Here is a 24,829-nt window from a genome sequence, read left to right on the forward strand (position 1 = left end):
GTGCTTGCGTGCTTGCAGATGGGAAGTGCCGGCGGGGGCGTGCCGACCCTTCGAGGATTCATTGAGCGCTGGCCACCGAGGCCAGCCGGGTTTCTTCGGACGCGGAGACCGCGGCCGAGATGGCTTCTGAAATCGGAGTAAGAGAGCGCTGCCGCGGTTGCGTGCCGACGTGCACGAGGACCGCCGTGACGTCCGTCTCCGCTGCGGAGACCGGGGCGTCCGTCGACTGAAAGGACGGGGGCACACCAAGCTTCACACGCCCGTGCTGGTGAGGCGGAAGGACGAACCTCGCTTCGGCCTCTCGCGCGATGAGCTCGCGGCCCGTGGCCCGACCGATCAGGTCATCTCCGAGGAGGACGTCGACGGAGGCGGCCTTCTCAAGGTCGACGCCATAGCTCGCCATGAGCTTGGTCAACGCGAATTGGGGCTGCCCATCTTGGGACTTGCCGACGATGAGGTCGTCACCAAGACGGCGGCGCTTCACCTGCCCAACGAGCTTGCCGTCAACGTAGACGCGCGTGCCCTTCGCGAGTTTGTCCTCCGCGTAGGGGACCTTGTCGCTGCAGCGGCCTGCCTCGAGGTAACAGGCGCGCTCTTTCGCGACGACCGGCGCCTCCTTATCGACGAAAACAAACAGCTCGCGAATCTCGTCGGAGCGGAAGAGGTTCTTGAGGCCCTGAGTGCTCCAGAAGGTCCGGGCGATCCCGGTCTCCTTGTCTTGGAAGTGGAACAGGAAGCGGTCCGGGTCCTTCGCGAGCTCGTCGGCCTCGAGGCTCGCCACGCGGAATCCGTTGCCACGAACATGGACGGCACGGAGCCGAGCCATCGGGACGCCAACGGCGGCGAGGTAGTCGTGCAATCGATAGAAGCGAACCTCGCGGTTGCTCGCAGTGCCGCGCGGCACGAGCGACGAAGGCAATTCGCCGAAGCGAAGCGTCGCGACGGGCTTGCCGTCGACGTAGACCGGAACGTCGAGTCCTTCGAGCTTGCGTGCACCATGCACGCCTCCCACGGGGGCCGGCACGTCAACCGTGGCCGCGCTCTTGGCCGCGCCACCCTTGACCGCAACCGGACCGCTCGAACGCCGGGAACATCCGGCGACGGCGACCAAAGCAGCAAGCAGGACGAGAGCGCGCATCGCCTTGTCTGCTGCGAGAGACATGCCACCGGGGCGGTTCCGCTCGCAGCGTCTTGCTTCCATCGAGGGTGAAGTGGCATCCAGGTGACACCGCGATGTTCCAGTGAGGTGATGGGTCACTTCTGATCCGGGTGGTGCACGGATGCACCAGGTGATTGGTCGAGTCCGCATCTCGGGCTTTTCGCGGGGTTGGCGCTCCTCGACGCGCCGGGGTGGATCCTTGGTGCGCTAGCGGCACCCCGCCAGGACCTGTCACCTGACACGAAGGCGCCTGCCCCCAGAAAGCGATCCGAAAATGCCTGCCTCCGAGCCCTTCGAGATACCCTCCTTGGAGCAGCCCGCCCCGCCCTTCCCCGCCCGTCCCTGATCCCGGCGGCGCATCGACCGGGCTGCCAAGGAAGGTCCCAGCATGAGTAAGCTCCCTCTCGGCCTCGCCGTGATGGCGGTTGGAACGGCGGTCGTGCTGGCCGCTTGCGGCAGCGGCAACGGTGATCCCGTTATCGAGGGCGATGGCGGCCTGGTCGACGGCGACAACCCCTTCGCCGAAACCGGGACTGGCGGCTGCGTCGCGAAGACGTGCGCCGAGATCGGGGCCGAGTGCGGGCAGCAGGGCAATGGCTGCGGGCAAGTCATCGATTGCGGCTCCTGCCAGACCGGGTTCTGCGGTGGCGGCGGGCCAAGCAAGTGCGGCGACGGCATCGGTGATGGCGGAGTCCAGTGCACGCCGAAGAGCTGCGCCGACTTGAGCGCCGGCTGCGGTCCCCAAGGCGACGGCTGCGGCGGGGTCATCCAGTGCGGCAACTGCGCCGCGCCGAAGTTCTGCGGCGGTGCCGGCCCGAGCCAGTGCGGCACCGGGCTCCCCGATGGCGGCGTTGGCGACGGCGGCGCGCTGTGCAAGCCGACTACGTGTGCAGCCCTCGGAAAGAACTGCGGCCCCGTGGCCGATGGCTGTGGGGGGCTGCTGCAGTGTGGCACGTGCCCCGGCGGCCAAGTGTGCGGTCTACAGACGCCCAACGTCTGTCGCGGCACACTGTCCGACGGCGGCATCGCCTGCACGCCGAGAACGTGCGCGTTCTACGGCGCGACATGCGGTCAATTGGGCGACGGGTGCGGCGGCCTCACGGCTCCCTGTGGCACGTGCACGTCGCCGCAATTCTGCGGCGGCGGCGGCTTCAGCAAGTGCGGTGCGGGCGACGCAGGCGTCGTCGACGCGGGGTGCACGGGTCTCTGTCCGCAGATCGCAAAGTGTGACGGCGGTGTCCAGACGACCGTGACGGGCACGGTGTGGGCTCCGGGCGGTCCAAACTCCGCCTTCGGTGCCCTCCCCGTTCCGGGTGCTGTCGTGTACGTCCCCAACGGCGCCGTAACCGCATTCCCGACCGGCGTGAGCTGTGACAAGTGCGGTGCCACAGCGAGCGGCGCGCCTCTCGTCTCGACGACCACGGGCGCCGACGGCAAGTTCACGCTGAAGAACGTTCCATCGGGCGCCAACATCCCGCTCGTGATTCAGCTCGGCAAGTGGCGGCGACAAGTGCAGATCGCAAGCGTCACGTCCTGCACGACGCAGGCGCTCGACGGTCACCTCACGCGGCTCCCGCGCACGAAGGCCGAGGGCGACATCCCGCTCATTGCCATCTCGACGGGAGACGTCGACGCCCTCGAGTGCGTCTTCCGCAAGATGGGCGTCGCTGACAGCGAATTTTCGCGTGGAAACCAAACGGGCCGCATTCGGCTCTACCGCGACAACGGCGCTCGTCCGCCGGGCGGTGGCGGCGGTGGCGGCGGCGGCGGCGGCGGCGGTGGTGGCGGCGGCGCCCCCGACGCCGACACCCTGACCGGTAGCCAGGCCGAGCTCGACAAGTACGATGCGGTCATCTTTGCTTGTGTGGGAGACCAAGAAAACAAGAGCGCGACGCGCAAGAACCGAGTCCTCGCGTATGCAAACAAGGGCGGTCGCGTCTTGGCGACCCACTACAGTTACGTGTGGCTCTACGACCTCAATCCGTGGAGCACCACGGCCGCGTGGGGCATCAACCAAGACTCTTGGAACAGCGTCACGGGCCTCGTCGACACCACCAGCAGCAAGGGGCAACAGTTCGCGACGTGGCTCGGTATCGTTGGCGCGCTCTCCAACACCAACCCGCCGCGGGTCGCCATCAGCGAAGCTCGCCACGACGTGGACGTGCCGGTCGCGGCTGGCGCGGAGCGGTGGCTCACGACCTACAACAACCAACCGGAAGCCGCACTCCAACACTACGCGTTCAACACCCCCTGGGGGACCGCGCCTGCGAGCCAGTGTGGTCGCGTGATCTTCAGCGATTTCCACGTCACCACCAACAGTGACACCGGCGGCGAGACGTTCCCTGACGAGTGCGACGACGACCCGCTCACGCCGCAGGAGAAGGTCCTCGCGTACATGATGTTCGATCTGACGACGTGCATCTCGCCGCCGAACCAAACGTCCGGGAGCTGTACGCCGCAAACCTGTCAGCAACAGGGCTTCAACTGCGGCCAAGCCGCTGACGGCTGTGGTGGCGTGCTCTCCTGCGGAACCTGCAACGTCGCCGGTCAAACCTGCGGCGGCGGCGGAACACCCTTCCAGTGCGGCGGCAGCAGCGCCGGCTGCGTCCCCAAGACCTGCGTGCAGCAAGGCTACACATGCGGCCTGGCAGGCGACGGCTGCGGTGGCGTCATCTCCTGCGGCGTGTGCACGCCGCCACAATATTGCGGTGGCGGGGGCACCAACCAGTGCGGCTCATCGGGCATCGGCAGCTGCACGCCGACCACCTGCGCCGCGAAGAGGGTGAGCTGCGGTCCCCTTGGAGACGGCTGCGGCAAGCTTCTCAGCTGCGGCACGTGCCCGCCTAACCAAGCGTGCATCGGCGGCGCTTGCGTGGCGGGCGGCTGCGTCCCGCTCACCTGCGCCGGCATCGGCGCTCAGTGCGGCCCCATCGGCGACGGATGCGGCAATTTGGTCGACTGCGGCCCCTGCTTCAACGGGCAGGTCTGCGGCGGCGGAGGAACGCCCAACCAATGCGGCGGCGGCGTTCCGAAGTGATCGAGTAGCTACCAGCGAACGAGCGCCGAGCCCCAGTGGAGGCCGGCGCCGAGGGCGAGCATCATCGTCAAGTCGCCCCTCTTGAGCGAGCCGCCGCGGGTCATCGCATCAATGAGGATCGGCAACGTGGCGGCGCTCGTATTTCCAAATCGATCGATGTTCGAAGGCATTTTGCGGGAGGCACCCCGAGCTCGTCGCGGATGTGATCGTTGATGCGCGAGTTCGCTTGGTGCGCCAAGAACCAGTCGATGGACTCGGGCCGGGTGCCGGTCTTCTCCAGCAACGCGCGCGCCGACTTGGGCAGGCGGGTCACGGCGAACTTGAACAGCTCGCGTCCGTCCATCCGCGGCACGTGCTCTTGCGCCTCGAACATCTCGGCCTTCCAGTAAGGCCTCGTGCGGAAGCCTCCGCCGGGAACGTGGAGGAGCTTCGCGTAGCGACCGTCGGTGTGAAGGTCGATGCCACAAAGACCCGCGTCACGATCGGTCGCTCGAAACACGAGGGCCCCAGCGCCATCGCCGAACAGCACAGCGAGGTTGCGGTGGGCTGTTGCGCGCGCGCGCGCCTCAGGCGTGACTTCTCGCTGACTGTCGGCGTCGAGCGCGTCCCAGTCTTCCCACGGCATGAAGCCGGCGTGCGCTTCCGCACCAACGAAGAGAATCGTCTTGGCGGCCCCTGACTTGATGAGCCCGTCGACGAGCTGCAAGCCGAAGAGCATCGCGGCGCACTGCTGTCGAAGGTCGAGCGACGGCACGCCGTCGAGTCCAAGCTTTGCGGCGAGCAACGCCCCCGAGCCGGGGAACACGTAGTCCGGCGTCATCGTGTTGCCGGATCCCCGAACGCTGGAAGATCCATTCGTCGGAGGTATCCATGACGCGCGCCAAGTCCGCGTTGGAGACGGGCTTGCCGGGCACGTAGTGGCCGGTGCCGACGATCTCGAAGCCGAGGGAACGGACTCGGTGGGGAACGGCGATGGGAAGGGGTTCGGACACGGGGCGTTTTTAGCCCACTTTGTAGGCACCGTCCCGTGCTCAAGCTCGATTTCTACAACATGCTGAAATCGCTCACCATAAGTGACGATTGCAGAGCTAAGTCGCATGACTTATTGGTAGACGATGTTCGCGCCTCCCCCCAAACGCTCGCCGTCTTTCCTTGGACTCGCGCTCGTCGCCGTCACGTTCACCCTCGCCGGGTGTCAGCGAAAGGTCCCCGACGACATCGTCAAGAAGAGCCTCGAACAGGCGCTGCGGCGCGCCCCCGCGACGGCCACCGCGATGTGCGGCGCGAACGTGCGGGGCTTCTCAAGCTCGAAGATCGAGGTCGCGGAGCGCCGCAAAGACAACACCGGTGTCGCTCACATCAAGGGCAAGCCTTGGCTCGCCGCTGGCGCCCCCAACGACTGCGAGGGCGACATCGAATACGCCTACTCGTACAAGAGCCGCACCATCGGAAAGCGCACGACGACGACGTGGACGCTGGAGCACATCAAGCTGACAGCTGTTCAGACCAAAGGCGTGTCGTTCAAGCCCGTCGATGAAGCGCCCGACGACGCCGAGGATGATCCGGCAACGACCGCGTCGGCGGCAGCGCTCGCGCCCCCCGTGACGACCGCGAGCGTCGCGCCGGCGACGCCCACGCCCGTGGCCGTCGCAGCGCCCGGCAAGGCGACGCCCGCGGCCCCGGCGAAGGGCGCCGCCGCCCCGACGCCCGCCGTCACGCCGGCGCCGGCGGCGATCACCAGCGTGAGCGTCGAAGTGAAGAACGAATGCGCGACGAAGGTCGAGTATTGCGTTGCGTCCACCGGCAGCACGCTCAACACGTCGCTCGGCAGCAACACGTCAACGAGTCATTCGCTGAGCCCGGGCGCGCGCATCCAACTGAAGAAGGGCGGCAGCTGCGGCAGCACCGTCTTCACAGTGCCCGCTTCGAAGGACGGCCAGAAGGTCGTCATCTGCAAGCGTTGACGCGCGCGGCGAGGCCGCGGTCGATCAGTACCCTAAGTTCGGGCCCAACCAGCGCTCGACTTCGTCGACGCTCATTCCCTTGCGCTTCGCGTAGTCGGCCACCTGATCGCGATCGATCTTCCCGAGGCTGAAGTAGCGCGCCGCGGGGTGCGCGAAGTACAAGCCGCTGACGCTCGAGCCGGGCCACATGGCGAAGGACTCGGTGAGCGTCATGCCGGTTTTGCTCTCCACGTCGAGGAGCCGCCAGAGCGTTCCCTTCTCCGTGTGATCGGGGCAGGCCGGGTAGCCGGCGGCGGGGCGGATGCCTCGGTACTTCTCGGCGATGAGCTCTTGCGCCGTAAGCCGTTCGTCTTTCCCGTAGCCCCACTCGTCGCGCGCGCGCTTGTGGAGGCACTCGGCGAAGGCCTCCGCAAGCCGGTCTGCGAGGGCTTCCGCCATGATGGCGTTGTAGTCGTCGTGTTTCGCGCGGAAGCCGTCGCACAGCTCCTTCAAGCCAAAGCCCGTCGAGACGGCGAAGGCGCCGATGTGATCGGGCAGCTTCGTGGACGCGGGAGCTACGAAGTCGGCGAGGCACCGATGCGCCTTCTTCGCGTCGGTCCCCTCCCCTTGCTCGGTCTGCTGCCTCAAGAAGTGGAACGTCTCGAGGGCCGTGGTGCGCGACTCATCGGTGAACAGCGCGACGTCGTCGCCGACGGAATGGGCCGGGAAGATGCCGTAGACCGCGCGGGCGCGGAGGAGCTTCTTCTGAATGATTTCGTCGAGCAGCGCGTTCGCTTCTTCGAAGAGCTTCTTGGCCTGTTCGCCGTACTTCTCGTTCTCAAAGATCCGCGGATAGACGCCCTTGAGCTCCCACGTGTGGAAGAACGGCGTCCAGTCGATGAAGTCGCGGAGCGTCGCCAACGGAAAGTCGTCGAGGACCGTGACGCCGACAGCGGCAGGCCGCGGAACGTCTTCGCTCTTCCACTCGATGGGTGCCCGCATCATGCGCGCCTCCTCGAGCGACACGAGGCTCTTCTTCGGCGCGGCGTGCGCGCGCCGAAGCATCGCGTACTCCTCACGCGTCGCCGCGACGAAGGCCGCGCGCCCGTCGTCGCTCAAGAGGCTCGTCGTCACGGGCACCGCTCGGCTCGCGTCGAGCACGTGCACCACCGGCTCTGAGTAGTGAGGTGCGATCTTGACGGCCGTGTGCGCTCGGCTTGTGGTGGCGCCGCCGACCAGCAGCGGAACCTTGAACCCCTGGCGCTCCATCTCCTTCGCCACGTGGGTCATCTCGTCGAGGGAGGGCGTGATGAGTCCGCTCAAGCCGATGACGTCGGCCTTCTCGAGCTTGGCGCGCTCCAAGATCTTCTCGCAGGGCACCATGACGCCCATGTCGATGACCTCGAAGTTGTTGCAGGCCAAGACGACGCCGACGATGTTCTTGCCGATGTCATGAACATCGCCCTTCACCGTGGCGAGGACGATCTTTCCTTGCGCCTTCACGACCTGACCGGCGCGCTCCATCTCGGCCTTCTCGGCCTCCATGAAGGGCGTCAGGTAGGCCACGGCCTTCTTCATCACGCGGGCCGACTTGACCACCTGCGGCAGGAACATCTTTCCCGCACCGAAGAGATCGCCGACGACGCCCATGCCCACCATGAGCAAACCCTCGATGACGGCTAGCGGACGGCCGAGCTGCTTGCGCGCTTCCTCCGTGTCCTCGTCGATGTGCGTGTCGATGCCTTTGACGAGCGCGTGCGACAGCCGCTCGAAGGCGGTTCCCTTGCGCCACTCCTCTTCCTTGTCCTTCTTCTCTTGGGCCGTGGCGCCGGCGCTCTGGGCCTTCAATCGCTCGCCGAAGTCGACGAGGCGCTCGGTCGCGTCGGGGCGGCGGTTCAGCAGGACGTCGAGCACCAGGTCTCGCAGCGACGGCTCGATCTCTTCGTAGACCTCGAGCATCCCAGCGTTGACGATGCCCATGTCCATCCCCGCCCCAATCGCGTGGTAGAGGAAGGCCGAGTGCATCGCCTCGCGCACGTGGTTGTTGCCGCGGAAGCTGAAGGAGATGTTGGAGACGCCGCCGCTGATCTTGGCGTGGGGCAGGTGGTGCTTCACCCAGCGCGTCGCCTCGATGAAGTCGACGGCGTAGTTGTTGTGTTCGTCGATGCCCGTCGCGACGGTGAGGACGTTGGGGTCGAAGATGATGTCTTCCGGCGGGAAGCCCACTTGGTCGACGAGGATGCGGTAAGCACGCTCACAGATCCGAATCTTGTCGTCGAGTGTCGCCGCCTGGCCCTGCTCGTCGAAGGCCATGACCACCACCGCAGCGCCGTAGCGGAGGATCGCCCTGGCTTGCTCGATGAACTTCGCCTCGCCCTCTTTGAGCGAGATCGAGTTGACGATGCCTTTGCCCTGGAGGCACTTGAGGCCGGCCTCGATCACCTCCCACTTGGAGGAGTCGATCATGAAGGGGACCTTGGCAACCTCCGGCTCGCTGGCGAGAAGGAGGAGGAAGCGCGTCATGGCGCTCACGCCGTCGATCATTCCTTCGTCCATGCAGATATCGATGACGTTGGCGCCATTTTCAACCTGCTGCCGCGCGACGGCGACGGCCTCTTCGAACTTCCCCTCTTTGATGAGCTTCGCGAATTTCGGCGAGCCGGCAACGTTGGTTCGTTCGCCGATCATCATGAAGACGCCAGGCTGCTGGGTGAACGGCTGCGACCCCGACAGGCGCAACGGCAGCGGTCCTGGCGGCACTTGCGCTTGGACCTTTCTCACGGCGCCAAGCTCGCGCGGATGGCGTCCATCGAGCGCTTTGGCGATGGCCTCAATGTGTGCGGGGGTGTTGCCGCAGCAGCCACCGGCGATGTTGATGAGGCCGCCGTCGGCGAACTCGCGAAGGAAACGTCCCATGTCTGCCGGCTTGAGATCGAAGCCGGTCTCCGAGAGCGGGTTCGGGAGCCCGGCGTTCGGGTAACACGAGATGGCCGCGCTGGAGCGCTCCGAGAGCTCTGACAAGAACGGGTACATGAGGTCCGGCCCGAGCGAGCAGTTGAGGCCGACGGAGAGCGGCTTCACGTGGCTCACAGCGTTCCAAAAGGCCTCGACCGTCTGCGCCGAGATCATCGTCTCGCCGCCGCGCCCCACGGCCGCGGAGACCATGATGGGGAGCACGGTCCCATCTTTGGCGAAGACCTCCTGGATGGCCACGAGCGCCGCCTTCGCGTTGAGCGCGTCGAAGATCGTCTCCACGAGGAGCACGTCGACGCCTCCCTTGATGAGCGCGCGCACCTGCTCTGCGTAGGCCACCTTCACCTGATCGAAGGTCACGACGCGAAAGCCCGCGTCGTCGGCGTCGGGCGAGTTCGACAGCGATACGGTCAAAGGGCCGATGGCACCCGCGACGAAGCGCTGGCGACCGTCGGCGCTTCCAACGCGGTCCGCCCACTCGCGGCACTGCCGCGCCGAGGTCTCGTTGACCTCCCACGCGAGGTCGCGGAGAAACTTGTCTTCAATGATCTTCTCGTAGAACGCCGCGTCCTTGCGACCACCGTGCTCACGTGGGTCGTCGACGAAGAACTCGCTCTGACCGATGCTCGTCGCACCGAAGGTGTTCGTCTCGACGATGTCAGCGCCGGCTTCGAGGAAGCGGCGGTGAATGTCGCCGATCATCTTCGGCTGCGTCAGCGAGAAGAGATCGCCGTTGTTGAGGAGATCCTTCTTCGCGTCCGCGAAGCGTGCACCCCGAATGTCCGCCTCCTTCATCCCGTAGGTGCGGATGGTGGTGCCCATGGCGCCGTCGATGATGGCGATGCGCTGGGTGAGGAGCTTCTCGAGGGGGTGAAGTTGCGCGGTCATGGGCGGCCTTTGGCTTTGGTCTTGGCGGGTGATTTCTCGGCGATGCCGAGGACGACTTGAAAGTGGGGCTTCTTGGCCTCGCGCGACGCCACGTCGCAGGCTGCGACGCGGAGGCGCGCGTCTCTGAGCAGCTCGCGTAGCGCCGTTGGCGAGAAGCCGGCGTGACGCTCCCCGAAGGGAACCGTGAGCGCTTGCTGCTCGTGTTCGTCGAGCGAGAGGACGACAAGCCGTCCACCGGGTCTGAGCACGCGCGCGCACTCCGACACAACGCGCGGCGGAGCCTCCGCGTACGTGAGCGTGTGGAACAAGAGCACCGCGTCGAAGGACGCTTCAGCAAACGGCAGCGCCTGGGCGTCGGCAACGAGGGCGCGGGCGTGCGCGCTTCCGGCGAGCCTACGCCGCGCGGCGTCGATCATCTTCGCGCTGGTGTCGACGCACGTGAGCGTTCGGCAGTGCGGCGCGAGGTAACTGGCGGCCGCACCATCACCGGAGCCCGCGTCGAGGACGTCACCGAGGTCGAGGAGCGCGGCCATGCCGAAGGCGAGCGACTGCCACGTTCGTCCCGGCGAGTAGTGCCGATCCATGTTGCCAGCGAAGGCGTCGGGGAATTGACCGCGCTGCTCGGCGTCAAGCGTGGCGAGCCGCTGTTTGTCGCCTTCCAACGTGGGGTCGTCGGAGCTGACAGTAGCGTCGAGCAGGGCCTGGGCAGCGCTCGGCATGGTCGCCTTGGCGAGCGCATAGAACGACTGCTGACCGTCGCGGCGGTCGCGAACGAAGCCGGCTTCGCGCAAGCGCGCGAGGTGTGTCGAAACGCGCGACTGGGATAACCCCGTGACGCGAACCAAATCCGTGACGCGAAGCTCGCGCTCCCAAAGGAGCGCGCACAGCCTCAGGCGACTTTCGTCACCGAGGAGCGTGAGGGTCCCGACGGCTTCGGCGAGATTCATCGTCATATCCGGATTGGCGGATACGATGGTGGCGGCCCTCGGCGCCGCTGTCAATCGCCGGGGTCGGCGGCGCTGGGGCGTTCGGCGGCGCGACTGCCCGCTAGAGCGTCAGGCGGGCGAGTCCTTCAACTTCTTGGCCTTGTAAGCCTCGTAGACCATCGGCATGACGCTCAGCACGATGATGCCGATGACGACGAGCTCGAAGTTCTTCTTCACGACTTCCATCTGGCCAAAGAGGATGCCTGCGCCCATCATCGAGGTGACCCAGGCCACGGCGCCGACGACGTTGTAGACGATGAAGCGGCTGTAGTTCATGGCGCCGGCGCCCGCCACGAAGGGCGCGAAGGTCCGGACGATCGGGACGAAGCGGGCCAAAATGATGGTCTTGCCGCCGTACTTTTCGAAGAACTTCCCGGTCGCTTCGAGGTGCTTCTTGTTGAGCCACCGCGAGGTTTCGCTCTTCATGACGCGGGGGCCCGCGACCTTGCCAGCGTGGTAGTTGACGGTGTCGCCGGCGATGGCGCAAACGGTGAGGATGACGCCGAGGACGAGCGGGTTCAGGCCCGACTCGTTGCGCATCGAGATGGCGCCGGCGGCGAAGAGGAGCGAGTCGCCCGGCAAGAACGGCATCACGACGAAGCCGGTCTCGATGAAAATGATCGCCCCGAGGATCGCGTAGGACCAGCCGCCGTACGTCTGCGTGACGTAGTCCAGGTACTTGTCCAGATGCCGAATGATGTCGATAAGCTTGCGGACGCCGTCCATGGCGGGTCGGGATAGTCGCAACGGGGCGACCTGTCCACTCCGGCGCACATTTCGGCCTCCGGACCAAAGTCGCGCCGGCGGGAAGGCCGGCGTATCATCCCGCAGTGGCCGAAGGCGGGGAGCAGCCGGCGAAGCCGGGGGAGATCATCGACGGGCGTTACCGCATCGAGCGTTTGCTCGGCCGCGGTGGCATGGGTGAGGTGTACGCGGCCGAACACCTCACGCTGAAGATCCCCGTCGCCGTGAAGTTCCTCGTCTCGGCGAGCAGCCCCGATTCGGTGGAACGCTTCTCGCGCGAAGCTCAGATCGCCGCACGCCTCTCGAGCCCCCACGTCACGCGCGTCTTGGACGTCGCGACACCCCCGGGACGCTCGCCCTACCTCGTGATGGAGCTCTTGTCGGGCCGAGACCTCGACAGCGTGCTCAGCGAAGATGGGCCCATGGCCCTCGAGCAGGCCGTCGGGTACGTGCTCGAGGCCTGCGACGCGCTCGCGGAGGCGCATCAGAACGGCGTCATCCACCGGGACATCAAGCCTGGAAATCTCTTCCTCGCGCGTCAAGCCGATGGAACCAACGTCGTGAAGGTCCTCGACTTCGGTCTCTCGAAGGTCGCGGTCGATCCGCTTTCGGGCGCGAGCCTTTCGACGACGACCGCGGTCATGGGCTCGCCGGGCTACATGTCCCCCGAGCAACTGCGGAGCACCAAGAAGGTCGACGCGCGAACGGACAGCTGGGCGCTCGGGGTCGTGCTCTACGAACTCTTGTCGCAAAGGCTCCCGTTCCGCTTTGAATCGGCGTCGGACCTGCTCATCGCGATCGCGAGCGATCCGCACGTTCCGCTCCGCGAATGGCGCCCCGAGCTTCCCGTCAGCTTCGCCGCGGTTGTCGACAAGTGCCTCGCCAAGAAGGCCGACGACCGCTACCGCAACGTGCTCGAGTTGGCGCAGGCGTTGGCGCCATTTTCGGCCTCAACCTCGGCCCGAATGATGGCCAGCATCGTGCGGCGCGCGAGCCCCGCGGCGCCGCTATCGAGCCCTGCGATCGCAGCGCTGCGAGACGCGGTGTCACCGGCGGCGACGACGCAGATGGCCGTCTCGAGCACGGTCCGAACGAACCGGACACGGGCCGGCGCCGCGGCCATTGTCGCCCTCGCGGTGTTCGCGGGAGCTGGCGTCGCGGCGTGGCGCATGAGCGTCACGACCACGATCCCCGAGGCGAGACCTGCCGCGGCGGATTTGCCGACGGTGGTATCCGGCGCGGCCGCGCCTCCGACCTCGACCTCGACCTCGAACATTTCTGGACGGAGTCCCGGAGGGTCGGAGGAAAGGCATGTCGACGGGTCCGCTGGGACCCTAGTCACCCCGACCCCGACCCCGACCCCGACCCCAACCTCGACCCCGCTCTCTGCGCGGACGGGTGCGCCTCCCGCAACGCCCAATCCCGGCAGCGTCGTTCGGGTTCGACCCACGGCGGAGAAGCCGCCGTCCACCAAGCCTGCGACGAGCGCGCCATCGACGGCAAAACCCAGTGTGTATTCCAAGGAGATGTGAGCCATGCGCCTTCGTCCTCGATCGGCGTGCCCCCGCATGGCGGCCTCCGTGATCGCGCTTGCTGCGGCCCTTTCTGCGGCCCCCGCTTTCGCGCAGAACGCTGCGGCCGTGTTCCAAGAGGCGCTGAAGGCATCGGAGCGCGGCGACGCAGCGGCGGCGTGTCGGCTCTTTCAAGCAAGCTACGCCTTGGAGGCCAGCGACGGGACGGCCCTGAACATCGGGGGTTGCCGAGAAACCGACGGCGATTTCGTCGGCGCCTACAACGTGTTCGCAGAGGTCTCCGTGCGCGCCGAGAAGGCCGGCCGCAAGGACCGCGTCGAAATCGCCATGCAGCGAATGAAGGCGCTCGAGACGAAGGTGGCCCTGGTGGCCGTTCGGCTCGGTGCCATGGGGCCGGATCGAACCGTGTCACTCGACAAGAAGGTGACCCCACTTTTGCTGTCGCTACCGGTCGCCGTCAGCGCCGGCCCGCACCTCGTCGAGGTCAGCGGGAAGGGCGGTCTCGTCGCGAGCCGCACGCTGAACGCGGCGGTCGGCGAAACGGCGCTCCTCGACGCCGCCCTGCCGCTCTCGGTCGAGCCTCCGCCGTCCGCGGCCCCACCGCCGGAACGGGTTTCCCCCGCGCAAAGCGACAGCGCCTCGCGGAAGACCGTCGGCTTCGTCGTCGCTGGCGTGGGCTTGGTGTCGCTCGGCGCATGCGCCGTGACGGGCATCATGGCCTTGGGCAAGAAGTCCGACGCCGACGCGGCGCAGAAGCAGTTTGACCGCGCGGCCTTCGACGCGAGCACCAACGACGGCAAGAGCCTCGCGACGCTCTCGACGGTGACCGGCATCGTCGGCGCTGTCGCCACAGGCGTCGGGGTCTACCTCGTGGTCACGTCGCCGACGAGCACGACCGTCGGTAGCGTGCGCCTTGTGCCGCTCGCGGGGCGCGTCAACGGCGCGAGCTTGTCGGCGACGTTCTGAGTTCGCACACGTCCGTCACGCGAGATCGCGGCCCTCGCCGATGAGGTGCGCCGCCAGCGAGACGAGGCCCGCCAAGTCGTCGAGCTCCGTCGTGAGATGCGGGGTGGCCACGGCGGGTTTGCCGCGCTGACGATCGCGCAACAATCCGAGCAGCTTGCGATCGCGCTCCGCGCGCGCCAACTCTTGCACCGCGAGTGGTCGCATCTTCTCGACGACACGCAGTTCGACGTCGGAGTCACCGAGGGCGCTCGGATGCTCGAGCCCGCGCGTATAAGCCCAGCTCCGGTTGAGCACAGTCCCCTCGAAGGGCAGCTCGAGCTCCCGAAGCTTCTCCTCAAAGAAGGCCGCCTCACGGAGCGCCCCCGGCTCGGGACTCGAGACGAGGACGAACGCCGTTTGATCCGAGCGAAGCAGCTCGCGCACGCTCCCGGCGTGCTGACGCATGGGATCGAACATGCTGGAAAACCGCTCGAGGAACTCCTGAAGCTCGGCCCAGAAGGACTCGCCGAGGACGCGTGTGAAGACGTTGCGAACCACCGCGGCGGCGCCGCCATAGACGAAGCCGCGCTTCTCGGCGCCGGGCAAGAAGAGCCCTAGGACACGCTCGTCCAAGAACATCGAGAGCTTCCGGGGCGCCTCCAGGAACGCGAGCGCGTTCCGCGACGGAGGCGTATCGAGCACGATGAGGTCGTATTTCCCCGAGCTCGAGAGCGAGTACAGCGCCTCGGCGGCGGTGTACTCCTGCATGCCGGCGACGACCTCCGAGAGGTGCCGATAGAGGCGGCTGGAGAGCACGACGCGAGCCCGCTCCGGATCGGGAGCGACACGCCGCACGAGCTCCTCGAAGACGACCGCCGGCGCGAGCATCCACGCGTCGACGTCGCCCACGGTGCCGCCGGGGCGGTAGGTCTCGGCGGCAGCCACGAGGCGCTCCCGTGGAACGCGAACGGGCTCGCGGCTGCCGGCGGGGATTCCCATCGCCTCCGCGAGTCGACGCGCCGGGTCGATGGTGAGCACGAGCGCGCGACGGCCGGCGAGCCCCGCCGCAAAGCCAAGCGCGGCGCTCGTCGTGGTCTTTCCGACGCCGCCGGCTCCGCAGCAGACGAGGACTTTCTTCGTGGCCACGAGTGGCGCGAGAAACGTCGAGCCCTCGGGCGCTCTCATGGTTTCCCCGCGGCGAGTTCGTCGGTGACCTTGGCCAGCACGTCCCCTTCCGGATGTTCGCTAAGCTCAATGACCCTTCGCGAGATTTTGATTCGCTCACGCGCGTCGCGGGTCTTGCGCAGACGATGCACGGAGCGATTGCCCAAGAGGGGGCGCGTCGCGAAGGACTGAACGAGCTCGAACTCGGCGTCGTCGAAGGGGTCGTCAGGCACGCGATTGAGGATAATGCCCGCCACGGCGACGCGTTTGGCCTCGAGCGCCTCAGCCAGTTCGAGCGCTTCGCTGACGGGCAAGGGCTCGGGCAGCGTGACGACCAGGGCGGCGGTCTTCTCGGCGTCACACAGCAGCGCGAGGCCAGCGCGAAGCGCTTGGCCAATGGTGCCGCCGGGCACGATTCGGAGGACTGCCTCCGGCACCTCGACGAGCGCCAGCGCGTGCCCCGTCGCGGGCAGGTCGACGATCACTTGATCGAACGGCCCCGCGCGGGTCGCCGACGCGAGGTCGACGAGCCTGTACAAGACCCCAAGTTCGGGAAACGTGGGCGCCGCGTGGAGGAAGCGACGCACCGCCTGCGACTTCATCGCGGCATCGGCCAACATCTTCACCGGCAACGTCTCGCGCAGGAACGCCTTGTGCCCCGTCGCCGGCGAGAGAGCAGCAACGTAGAGGTTGGGGGCAACCTGCAGCGGCTCTTCCGTCGTCAGAGCTCGTCCGAAGGTCGTCGCCAGGGGCGCCGCTTCTCCGACTTCGTCGATGACCTCCAAACAGAGCGTGCGCCGCCCGCGCCGCGCGGAGGCGCGCGCCAGGGCGGCCGCCACCGTGGTCTTGCCGACGCCCCCCTTTCCGGTCACGAGCACCGCGCGAAGCTTGTCGAGTGCGAGCGGCACTTTCGCACGTTACCTCATCGTGCATCGGTTCACTTGAATCGATGGAGGCGACCCGGCCCCCGTCGCCCGGGCCCCCCGACATTGGATCAAGGGCGATCCGGCCCCGCGGGAACATCGGCGCTTTGTCGCACATGCGCGCGGTCCCGTCCTTGCACCGACGGCCGCAGGATGCGCCCCTTGCACCTCTCGCTCGCGCTGACGGCCGCCGTGGCCGTCGCATGCAGCCCGCAAGGCGCAGACGACTCCGAACAGTTCGGAGAGCCCGAGAGCGATCTCCTGGCGCGCGAGTCGGGTTTCGGGTCGGACCCCGACTACGTGGTCCGCGACCGCGTCGTCTTCGAGCAGGAGTCGGGCGACGTCGTTCGCTTCGAGCGGCAACCGTTTAGCCATCGCGCGAAGCGCTGGCACGTGTTTCCGATGAACGTCTACCCGGGAGCGCGCGTCGGCTTTCGTCTAGCGTCAGAAGACCGCAAGATGGCGCGCGTCGGAGAAGTGCGCCTCTACGGGCCAGCCTTCAGCGACGGCTCCTTTCCCAAGGCCGAGAGCGTGGTCCTCGACCAAGAGGGCCTTGCCGCTCTCCCCGAACGAAGCCTCGAGCCAGGGCGCTACGTGCTCGTCGTTGGCCCTCGCGAGAAAGCCGGCTTCGCCGCGCGCTACCCGGGAAACTTCGTCACAGCGAAGCTCGACGGTCAGCGCGAGACGACGCTGTCGCTCGCGCTGACCCCAGAAGGCTGGACCGCGTCGGCGGGCGGAAAGAGCTACCGGCTCGTGAGCCCAACGCCTGAGCAAGCGGCCAACGGCTCGGCCGCGTTGCGACTCAAGGCCCCCGGGGGTTCGCTCGCGGCGGAGACCGACGCCCGCATCGTTCGATGGGAAACCCGTGAACTCTACACGCACTCGGACGAAGCCGCAGGTAGCGCAGGCACGGCGGGCTCGCTCGACGCCGAAATCTTCTCGCTCTGGGCCGCCGCCGGCGCTCGTCGCCTCGTCGTTCACTCGGCTGCGCGCATCGGGAAGAGCGAGCCGTTCCTCCTCCAGACGCTCCCAGAAACGCTCCCGCGGACATCGGTCATCCCTGAGCCTCTCAAAGGCAGAACGGTGCGTGTGGCGAAGGCGCCCGATTGTCAAACGAGCAATTGCCTCGTCCCCGTGGCCGGCGACGAGAAGGCGAAGGCTTGCTCACCGGCCGATCCGAGTGTTTGTGCCGCCGGCGAGGGATGTTTCGAGGGCCGGTGCGCGGCGGAGCTGCCGGCCAGCGTGATTGGCGCCCTCTCGGAGAGCTACAAGCCGCTGTTCATCGACCCCGCCGAACCGTCGACCTACTCGCTCGAAGTCTCTTGCAGAGAGAACTGCGCGCCGACGCCCGTCGAGCGCGGACGCATGACCAAGTACCCCGTGTACTTCGCACATGGCTTCAACTCGAGTCGCGAGACCTGGGATGGAGTGCGCGACTACTTGCGCCAGGTCCCCGGCTTCGGCGACCGGTCCACGGCGGCCAGCGTCCCCGCCTTCGAGCCGACGGACCCGCGCACGGACCGGCTGCGGCAGCGGCTCTCGACGTTCATCGGGTACATGGCCGAAGCGGCACCGATCGCCGGCGAGTCGATGCGCGTGAACGTCATCGCCCACTCCATGGGTGGGCTCGACACGCGCACGCTCATCTCCTCGCCTCGCTTCAACGAGCAGTGCGAGAGCGCGGTCTGCGAAGACGTCGACGACAAGACTGGGAAGACGAGCAAGGTCAACTGCTGCGCTCCCGCGGAGGCCGGCCGGTCGACGTTCTGGCGTGACCGCATCGTGTCGGTGACGACCCTCTCCACCCCGCACCGCGGCTCGAGCTTCGCGTCGTGGGCTATGAGCCAACTCAAGGACGAGGCAAGCCTCGGGCCGACGTTGAAGCTTGTGGCCGACCGATTCTTCGGACTCGGCGACGCCGGCTTCGACAGCTTTCGCAAGACCATCGATGCGCTTTCCATGGAGCGGGGCGACGAGCGAGAGGGATTGCTCACGCCGCCGAACCCTAGGCGCGTGTACACGTGGGCGTGCGCCACGCAGCAAGAACGCTGCGCAACGCCTCCGGAAGTCGATGGCCCCGTGAAGGCCGAGGGCGGCCGTTTCTCCCTCCCGGGGCCCAACGACAAGCCCACCGTCTTCTCATGGGCGGCCATGGCGTGCACGACGGGCGGCTGCGGCACCGTGCTCGATCCGATGCTGCTCCTTCCCTATTCGGTCATGGCGGCGGCCGGCGAGAAGAAGAACGACGGCGTCGTCGGGGTCGAGCGGGCACGTTACGGAATCTTCATGGGCGTCATGCCGGCGGACCACTTTGACTGGACACGCACGCGTGAGGCGCAGGGGTCTGGCAAGCGTGCCCTCGAGTGGCTCTTCGGCGTGAAGGGCGAGCCCATCGAGAGGTTTCACCAAGCGTGGTTGGAGCGCCTCGCGCAAGCCGGCTACTGACGCGGCGGCGGTCCACAAAGAGTCTGCCGAGATGGCGCTGAGCGCATACGCTCACGCCATGAACAAGACCCGCATCGGCTCTGGATCTCCCTTCGAGCGGTCCATCGGATTCAGCCGCGCGGTGCGCGTCGGCGATCGCGTCTTGGTGTCGGGGACCGCGCCCATCTGGCCCGACGGCTCCTGCCCCGACGACGCGGAGGCTCAGGCGACGCGCTGCTTGGACATCATCGAAGCAGCCCTCGCGCAGACGGGCGCCAGGCGCGACGACATCGTCCGCACTCGGATGTACCTCGTCCGCGCTGACGACGCGGCGGCCGTCGGTCGCGCCCATGGCGCGCGCTTCGCAGACATCCGCCCCGCCGCCACGATGGTTATCGTCGCGGGCTTGCTCGATCCGCGATGGCGCGTCGAGATCGAGGCCGAAGCTATCATCCGCGAGTGAAGGCTCACTCGCCGACGCGCGTGGCGGCCCGCTTGGCGCGCTTGCGCACCTCGATGGGCAATGATTCGTCGGCGTTGAGCGCGCCGTAGGCCGCACGCGCCTCGACCTTGCGGCCGAGCGCCGAAAGCGCCTCCGCTTCGTTCCAACGGACGGTCCACGCGCGAGACGTCATCTCGAGCGTGGCCGCGTCGTCGAGCACGGCCTGCCACTTGGCCGCTCGGCCGAGCTCCGTCCAGTACGCGCTCCGTACCGCGTCGTCGCCGGGAGCCAAGAGGGCTGCCTTGCGCAAGGTGTCGAGGGCCTCGTCTTCCCCGCCGGCCTTGCGCTGGTGAAGCCCGAGCCAGAGCCACGCCCCCGCCGCCGTGGGATGGCCCTCGGCCCACCTCGCGAGATCGACGAGAAGGCCGCCGCTGGCCTCGCTCAGGATGCGCTCTAGCGGGAAGCGCAGCGCCAAGGCTTCCATGAATCCCGGGTCGGCGGAGAGGACCGTGTCGAGGTCACGATTGGCGTCGGCTTCGCGCCCCAAGGCGAAGAGGACGCGCGCTTGCTCGACACGGAGCAACGACGACGCGGGCATCTTCGCGAGCGCCGCCGACAGGGCTTCCGCCGCTTCGCCGGGACGCCCCAACTGGCGCAACGCCGCGGCACGACCGAGCTCAGCGCGTTCGCTTACCTCAACGGACGCGTTGGCGGCGGCACGCTCGGCGGCCGCCAGGGCGACCGCGTGGCGCCCTTCGCTCGCGTGGTATTCGAGCTGATCGATGTAGTAGCGACCGTCTCGCGGAGCTTGGTCCCAAAGCTCGGTGAGCGAATCGAGCTCGGCGCCGGCGCGCAAGAACGTGAGCGAGGCCGCGTCCTTCGGGTCTTCGTAGACAGCCACGAGGAAGCCAAGGCCCGCCAGCGCGCGCAGGGCGTCCATGTTGTCCGGCTTGGCCTCAAGCGCCAGCGCGAACTCGTCGGCGGCCGCGTCCTTGTCACCCGTCGTGAGGTGCGCCTGCCCGTACGCGACGTGGTAGTCGGGGTCGCCTTCGTAGCTGGTCCGCACGGCCTCGAAGGCCTTCTTGGCGAGCGTCGCATCGCCGCTCTGGGCGTAAGCGAGGCCGAGGTTCAGGCGGGCCGCGTGATCGTCGGGGTCGACGCTGGCGATCATCTTGAAGGCGGCGATGGCGCCGGCGACGTCGCGCTTGGACAGCGCCGCGAGGCCGCGCTCCCAGAAGTCGGCCTTGGCGATAAAGCGGTCGTAGCTCTTGGCGAGGTCGGCGTTTTGCGAGCGCCACGCGCTAGGCGCCGCGGTGAGAAACGCGCTGATCCATTTCTTGAGACGCGGGATCGCAAATCCGCTCTCGGCGATGCTTTCGAACTCGGCCTTCGGCGCCGGCACGCGCCGCGGGAGGCCGTTCATTCGCGACACTTTTTCGTCCAACTCGATGAGCACCCACTCGTCGGCCATACCGGCAGGCTACCCCAAATCGAGTCACGCGCGCCCGCGGCGAATGGTCACGAAGCGGACCTCGCCGTCGGACACGTCGAAGGTGAACAAAATCTCCTGACCGTCGACGTCGTAGGCGATGGTTGCGAGCGGCACCTCAGCGCGTCCGTCGAGGTGAATCGGGGTTCCGGGCCCGTACCACGCGGCGATCTCGGCGAACCGCAGCGGCCCCGACGGTGTGAGGACGAGGCGCCGCTCCGTCAGACGCGAATAGGGCCCAGGCTCGACGAACTCGGCGGTCCCGAAGGGCCCAGCTTCCAGCACACCGGTCGCCACGAGCAGCTCGGGGTTGGGCCGCTCCGAGGGAAAAAGCGCGGCACCGAGGATCTCCTCGAGGAACGTGCGCTCGAAGCGCGAGAGCGTCGAGAGGCGGTGAACCAAACCGATGACTTCTTGCGTACTCACGCGGCGTGGCCCCCCGACAGGACGTCGAAGACGCGCGCCCAAAGTCGCTCGTAGTGGGCTTGAGCGTCGGCGATCGTTGGAGCGAGCGCGCTTCGGCCAATCTCCAGTGCGGCCACCGCGCGGGGGGCTTGGCCGGCTCTCACGGCCGCGCAAAGCTCGAGGGCGGCTTGGTCGGCGCCCGGCACGCCGATGTCCGGCCCCGCGGCGGCGAGGATCTCTTCGCGCACTTGAAAGGCTGCGAGAACCGCCTCGCCTTCCTCGCGAACCGAGGCCTCCGCGTTGCGGCTCACGAACTCGGCGCGGTCCCGCCCTCGGGCACCACACTTTGCTTGAACCGCGAGGACCCGCGCCGCCTCCCGGGCCACCGACGCGGTCACGCTCGTCTTCGCTGCAAGCTCCGGGTCGATGAGAATTCGTCCGGCGCCCACCAGCGATTGGTGACCCTCGCCGCGGGGGCCCTCATCGAGGGCGAAGCCGCGCGCGTCGAGCTCGCCGAGCGACGCGAGGAGCGAAGGCGATTTCATCGCGAGCTCCGCGACCTCGGCAAAATCGAGGGCGACCAGCTCACCGGTCTCGGCCGCCGCCTCCGCGTCTTCCGTAGCTCCCTCGCCGAGGTCCTCGGGGTCGTCCTCCAAATCCCACACGATCGGCGGGTACGCGTACACGGCGGTCCGCTCCACAGGGAGTCCGTAGGCGTTCACCCGTTTGCCGTCGTCCTGAACGTATTGCGCGTGAGGCGAAGCCCCACCGGGCTGCCGCGCGCTCCCCTTCTTCAGGGTCACGCGGCAGAGTCCGTTTTCGTCGTAGAACTTCTTCGGGCGGGGCATGGGTTCGTGTCGCTCAGGTAGGGCCGCAGGCTGAACGCCGCCGACAGACCCCCACCAGCGTTTACCAGCGTTTCCGTCGCTACAGAATGGCGGACCTCCGGACCGCCGGGAAGTCCCATCGCCAGCGGAAACGGGGCTACGCTCAAGATCCTGTGGTTGCTGCCGCTGACGCTCCCATCAAGGTGATGGGTCGCTACGCCTTGTTCCGCGAAATCGCGGCCGGCGGGATGGCCGTGGTCCATCTGGGCAAGTTGCAGGGGCCCGTCGGTTTTTCGCGAACCGTCGCCATCAAGCGCCTCTATCCGCAATACACGCGAGACCCTGAGTTCGTTTCCATGTTCCTCGACGAGGCGCGGCTGGCAGCCCGCATTCGTCATCCGAACGTGGTGCCTACGCTCGACGTGGTGGCAAGCTCCGGCGAGCTGTTTCTCGTCATGGAGTACGTCCACGGCGACTCGCTGGCGCGCCTGCTTCGCGCTGCGACAGCGCGCAAGGAGCGAGTCCCGCTGCCGGTGATCCTCAGCATCGTCTGCGGAGCCCTTGGCGGCTTGCACGCGGCCCACGAGGCGCGCGGCGCGCGCGGCGAACCCCTTGGCATCGTGCACCGCGACATCTCGCCGCAGAACATCCTGGTCGGCTCCGACGGCGTGCCCCGCATCGTCGACTTCGGCGTGGCGAAGGCGGCAGGACGCGTACAGACAACACGCGACGGCCAGCTCAAAGGGAAGATGGGGTACTTCGCGCCCGAGCAAATCAGCGGCACGGTCACGCGAAAGACGGACCTCTTCGCCATGTCCATCGTGCTCTGGGAGGCGCTTGCGGGAAGGCGCCTCTTGCGAGGCGAGAACGATGCCACGACGCTCTTCAACCTGCTTCACGCCGCCGTCCCCCCACCAAGCACCTTCGCGCCAGAGGTGCCGCCGGCGTTGGACGCAGCGATCCTGAAGGGCCTCGAGCGCGATCCGTCGAAACGCTTCGAGACAGCCCGTGAGATGGCCATCGCCCTCGAGCAGAGCGGGCGCCTCGCCGGCACCAACGAAACGGGCGCTTGGGTCGAGCGCCTCGCCGTAGAAACGCTCGCGAAGCGATCTCGCTTCTTGGCCGAGGTCGAAGGCAGCGGTGGTGACGCGCCGTCTGACGACACCGTCGCCGCCATCATGGCAAGTGACGAGGCGCCCGACGACGAGACGCGGTCAGACTCGGACAGCTCCGCGCGTTTGCCAGCGGCGGCGCTGGCCCCGTTGCCAGGAACGCCAACGGCGTTCCAACCGATCGATCACCCCGTCGACGACTTCGATGCCGAGCACCACGACCCCCTTGAACGCCCGTCGCGGCCTCCTCCGGCGGAATCCACGGGGCTCTCGGTATCTCGCTCGATGGGACACCAGAGCCTCTCACCCGCGAAGCGCCCAAAGCGCTGGGCCATCGGCGTCGCGGTGGCGTTGCTTGGCGGGGTTGTCGGCCTCGTCACGATGGTCTTGCGGCACCCCGAGAACAGCGCCGCGAAAGGCGTCCCCGCGGCCCCCGTGGCGTCGTCAGCGGCGCCCGTGACGCCGGCCGGCGACTTACCGCCGCCAGCCATCGTCGATGTCGATACGCCGGAGGCGAGCGCCACGCCAGTGGAGAAGCCCGCCGCGCCACCGGGCGCGACGGTCCAGCGCGCCATCACGCCGCAGGCGCCGCGCCCCGCCGTGGCGCCTGCCCGAAAAGCCGACGCAAAGCCTCCCGTGGTGAAGCCAACTCCGCCCCCCAGTCACTGCGCGACTCCGTATACGCTCGACGCTTCGGGGCGAAAGAAATGGAAAGCCGAGTGTTTGTAGAACGGTTCGTGTTTGCCGCGCTCCCCGCGGCGATGCTCATCCTTGCGAGCGCCGACAACGCGTGGGCCCTCTCCAAACAGGAGTGCATCCAGGCGTCGGAGCGGGGGCAGCAGCTGCGCGACGACGGCAAGCTCGTCGAGGCCAACGGACAGTTTCTGTCTTGCGCGAGCGACAGCTGCCCCAAGCCCGTCGCCGACGCCTGCCGCGAGGAGCTCTCGTCGCTCGACAAGAAGATGCCCTCGCTGGTGCTGAGTGCGAAAGCGCCGTCGGGCTCGGACCTCGTACAGGTCAAGGTCTTCATCGACGGCGTCGCGGTCACCGACAGGCTCGACGGCCGCGCCATCCCCGTGAACCCGGGCCAGCACAAGCTGCGCTTCGAGAGCGGCGGCCAAAGCGTGGAAGAGCAGGTCGTGGCCCTCGAGGGAGAGAAGAGCCGCCCCGTTCGCGTGGTCTTTCCCGCAGCGAGCGCCGCTTCTTCCAGCCCCACGAAGCCCGCCGTCGAGTCGCCGGCGCAGGAGAGCGGCGGTGGCGGCGTCCCCGTTGCGACCTACGTCCTCGGCGGCGTGGCTCTCGCTTCATTGGGCGGCTTCGCGTATTTCGGCCTCACGGGCAAGGGCGAGATCTCGGACCTGCGCTCAACCTGCGCCCCGCGCTGCAACGCCGACGACGTCGACGCCGCGAAGACGAAGATGCTGGTCGGCGACGTCTTGCTCGGCGTCGCCGTCGTGTCGGCGGGCCTCGCGACGTACTTCGTGCTCGCGCCGAAGAGCGCGCCCGCCGTAACCGTGGGGGCCCGCGGGACGGGCGTCTTCGTCGACGGGCGATTCTGAGGCGTGATCACGAAGGGTCGAAAGGGGGCCCGCGGGGGCGGGGCGGGGCGCGGCGCGGGGGGAGAGGCCCCTCTCTCCCCCCAACGCCGCGGGGGGGGGCGGCGGGGCGCGGGCGCGGCGGCGGGGCCGGGGGGGGGGGGGGGGGGCGCGCGGGCCCCGGGGCGGGGGGGGGGGGGGGGGGGGGGGGGGGGGGGGAGCCGGAAAACGCAAGCCCGCGCGGGCGCGCGGGGGGCGCGGGGGGGGGGGGGGGGCCAGGGGGGGGGGGGGGGCGGGGGGG

The 24,829-nt window shown here is 67.8% G+C and carries 17 protein-coding genes and 1 pseudogene; 8 read left to right on the forward strand and 10 right to left on the reverse strand.

Going from position 1 to position 24,829, the window contains the following annotated elements; all coding sequences use genetic code 11:
• Window positions 1–58 precede the first annotated feature (58 nt).
• Window positions 59–1,162 (reverse strand): hypothetical protein, encoded by a 1,104-nt coding sequence (locus tag IPG50_08790; protein MBK6692287.1) that lies wholly within the window; start codon window positions 1,160–1,162, stop codon window positions 59–61.
• Between the two features lie 385 nt (window positions 1,163–1,547).
• Between IPG50_08790 and IPG50_08795 the strand changes: the two genes are divergently transcribed.
• On the forward strand, window positions 1,548–4,196 hold the full coding sequence (locus IPG50_08795; GenBank protein ID MBK6692288.1) for a carboxypeptidase regulatory-like domain-containing protein: 2,649 nt from the start codon (window positions 1,548–1,550) through the stop codon (window positions 4,194–4,196).
• 8 nt (window positions 4,197–4,204) lie between these two features.
• Here IPG50_08795 and IPG50_08800 read toward each other — a convergent pair.
• A pseudogene (locus IPG50_08800) lies at window positions 4,205–5,068 on the reverse strand (3-oxoacyl-ACP synthase).
• A 243-nt stretch (window positions 5,069–5,311) separates the two neighbouring features.
• Here IPG50_08800 and IPG50_08805 point away from each other — a divergent pair.
• On the forward strand, window positions 5,312–6,160 hold the full coding sequence (locus IPG50_08805; protein MBK6692289.1) for a hypothetical protein: 849 nt from the start codon (window positions 5,312–5,314) through the stop codon (window positions 6,158–6,160).
• Between the two features lie 24 nt (window positions 6,161–6,184).
• Here the strand turns inward: IPG50_08805 and metH are convergent, their stop codons facing one another.
• From metH to IPG50_08820, 3 genes are all read right to left on the reverse strand, one after another.
• Window positions 6,185–10,000 (reverse strand): methionine synthase, encoded by a 3,816-nt coding sequence (gene metH, locus IPG50_08810; protein MBK6692290.1) that lies wholly within the window; start codon window positions 9,998–10,000, stop codon window positions 6,185–6,187.
• Window positions 9,997–10,947, reverse strand: coding sequence for a metalloregulator ArsR/SmtB family transcription factor (locus IPG50_08815; protein MBK6692291.1), 951 nt, complete (start codon window positions 10,945–10,947; stop codon window positions 9,997–9,999). The genes metH and IPG50_08815 overlap by 4 nt, the downstream gene beginning before the upstream one ends.
• Before the next feature lie 108 nt (window positions 10,948–11,055).
• Window positions 11,056–11,712 carry a DedA family protein gene (locus tag IPG50_08820; protein MBK6692292.1) on the reverse strand — a complete coding sequence of 219 codons (657 nt, stop codon included), beginning with the start codon at window positions 11,710–11,712 and terminating at the stop codon, window positions 11,056–11,058.
• Window positions 11,713–11,816: 104 nt separating this feature from the next.
• Between IPG50_08820 and IPG50_08825 the strand changes: the two genes are divergently transcribed.
• Together IPG50_08825 and IPG50_08830 are read left to right on the forward strand one after the other, a co-directional pair.
• Window positions 11,817–13,262: a protein kinase gene (locus tag IPG50_08825; GenBank protein ID MBK6692293.1), complete on the forward strand. Its 1,446-nt coding sequence runs from the start codon at window positions 11,817–11,819 to the stop codon at window positions 13,260–13,262.
• 3 nt (window positions 13,263–13,265) lie between these two features.
• The gene (locus IPG50_08830) at window positions 13,266–14,228 is read left to right on the forward strand and encodes a hypothetical protein (GenBank protein ID MBK6692294.1); all 963 of its coding nucleotides are present in this window, start codon (window positions 13,266–13,268) and stop codon (window positions 14,226–14,228) included.
• Between the two features lie 15 nt (window positions 14,229–14,243).
• On the opposite strand, the gene IPG50_08835 is transcribed toward IPG50_08830, so the two are convergent.
• Together IPG50_08835 and IPG50_08840 are read right to left on the reverse strand one after the other, a co-directional pair.
• Complete coding sequence (locus tag IPG50_08835) at window positions 14,244–15,392, reverse strand: ArsA family ATPase (protein MBK6692295.1); 1,149 nt, start codon at window positions 15,390–15,392, stop codon at window positions 14,244–14,246.
• Window positions 15,389–16,279: an arsenic transporter gene (locus IPG50_08840; protein ID MBK6692296.1), complete on the reverse strand. Its 891-nt coding sequence runs from the start codon at window positions 16,277–16,279 to the stop codon at window positions 15,389–15,391. Before IPG50_08840 ends, IPG50_08835 begins: the two co-directional genes overlap by 4 nt.
• 177 nt (window positions 16,280–16,456) lie before the next feature.
• Here IPG50_08840 and IPG50_08845 point away from each other — a divergent pair, with 177 nt between their 5' ends.
• Together IPG50_08845 and IPG50_08850 are read left to right on the forward strand one after the other, a co-directional pair.
• Window positions 16,457–18,739, forward strand: a complete 2,283-nt coding sequence (locus IPG50_08845; protein ID MBK6692297.1) for a hypothetical protein — start codon at window positions 16,457–16,459, stop codon at window positions 18,737–18,739.
• A gap of 58 nt (window positions 18,740–18,797) precedes the next feature.
• Window positions 18,798–19,181 carry a RidA family protein gene (locus tag IPG50_08850; GenBank protein MBK6692298.1) on the forward strand — a complete coding sequence of 128 codons (384 nt, stop codon included), beginning with the start codon at window positions 18,798–18,800 and terminating at the stop codon, window positions 19,179–19,181.
• A gap of 4 nt (window positions 19,182–19,185) precedes the next feature.
• Here IPG50_08850 and IPG50_08855 read toward each other — a convergent pair whose 3' ends face one another.
• Genes IPG50_08855 through IPG50_08865 form a run of 3 tightly spaced genes read right to left on the reverse strand, consistent with a single transcriptional unit; the run spans window position 19,186 to window position 21,902 of the window.
• A complete protein-coding gene (locus tag IPG50_08855) occupies window positions 19,186–20,631 on the reverse strand; it encodes a tetratricopeptide repeat protein (protein ID MBK6692299.1) in 1,446 nt (481 codons plus the stop codon).
• Window positions 20,632–20,655: 24 nt separating this feature from the next.
• Window positions 20,656–21,075, reverse strand: a complete 420-nt coding sequence (locus tag IPG50_08860; GenBank protein ID MBK6692300.1) for a hypothetical protein — start codon at window positions 21,073–21,075, stop codon at window positions 20,656–20,658.
• Complete coding sequence (locus IPG50_08865; GenBank protein ID MBK6692301.1) at window positions 21,072–21,902, reverse strand: hypothetical protein; 831 nt, start codon at window positions 21,900–21,902, stop codon at window positions 21,072–21,074. The genes IPG50_08860 and IPG50_08865 overlap by 4 nt, the downstream gene beginning before the upstream one ends.
• 152 nt (window positions 21,903–22,054) lie before the next feature.
• On the opposite strand from IPG50_08865, the gene IPG50_08870 reads away from it, so the two are divergent.
• Both IPG50_08870 and IPG50_08875 read left to right on the forward strand, forming a co-directional pair.
• Window positions 22,055–23,722, forward strand: coding sequence for a serine/threonine protein kinase (locus tag IPG50_08870; GenBank protein MBK6692302.1), 1,668 nt, complete (start codon window positions 22,055–22,057; stop codon window positions 23,720–23,722).
• Window positions 23,713–24,552, forward strand: coding sequence for a hypothetical protein (locus IPG50_08875; protein ID MBK6692303.1), 840 nt, complete (start codon window positions 23,713–23,715; stop codon window positions 24,550–24,552). The genes IPG50_08870 and IPG50_08875 overlap by 10 nt, the downstream gene beginning before the upstream one ends.
• Window positions 24,553–24,829 lie beyond the last annotated feature (277 nt).

It is taken from the genome of Myxococcales bacterium (genome assembly GCA_016703425.1).
Taxonomy (GTDB): Bacteria; Myxococcota_A; Polyangia; order Polyangiales; family Polyangiaceae; genus JADJCA01.

Excerpts from the sequence above, each read along its gene's own strand:
- IPG50_08790 (MBK6692287.1), bottom strand. The coding sequence starts at position 1,162 with ATGTCTCTCGCAGCAGACAAGGCGATGCGCGCTCTCGTCCTGCTTGCT.
- IPG50_08795 (MBK6692288.1), top strand. The coding sequence starts at position 1,548 with ATGAGTAAGCTCCCTCTCGGCCTCGCCGTGATGGCGGTTGGAACGGCG.
- IPG50_08805 (MBK6692289.1), top strand. The coding sequence starts at position 5,312 with ATGTTCGCGCCTCCCCCCAAACGCTCGCCGTCTTTCCTTGGACTCGCG.
- metH (MBK6692290.1), bottom strand. The coding sequence starts at position 10,000 with ATGACCGCGCAACTTCACCCCCTCGAGAAGCTCCTCACCCAGCGCATC.
- IPG50_08815 (MBK6692291.1), bottom strand. The coding sequence starts at position 10,947 with ATGAATCTCGCCGAAGCCGTCGGGACCCTCACGCTCCTCGGTGACGAA.
- IPG50_08820 (MBK6692292.1), bottom strand. The coding sequence starts at position 11,712 with ATGGACGGCGTCCGCAAGCTTATCGACATCATTCGGCATCTGGACAAG.
- IPG50_08830 (MBK6692294.1), top strand. The coding sequence starts at position 13,266 with ATGCGCCTTCGTCCTCGATCGGCGTGCCCCCGCATGGCGGCCTCCGTG.
- IPG50_08835 (MBK6692295.1), bottom strand. The coding sequence starts at position 15,392 with ATGAGAGCGCCCGAGGGCTCGACGTTTCTCGCGCCACTCGTGGCCACG.
- IPG50_08850 (MBK6692298.1), top strand. The coding sequence starts at position 18,798 with ATGAACAAGACCCGCATCGGCTCTGGATCTCCCTTCGAGCGGTCCATC.
- IPG50_08855 (MBK6692299.1), bottom strand. The coding sequence starts at position 20,631 with ATGGCCGACGAGTGGGTGCTCATCGAGTTGGACGAAAAAGTGTCGCGA.
- IPG50_08865 (MBK6692301.1), bottom strand. The coding sequence starts at position 21,902 with ATGCCCCGCCCGAAGAAGTTCTACGACGAAAACGGACTCTGCCGCGTG.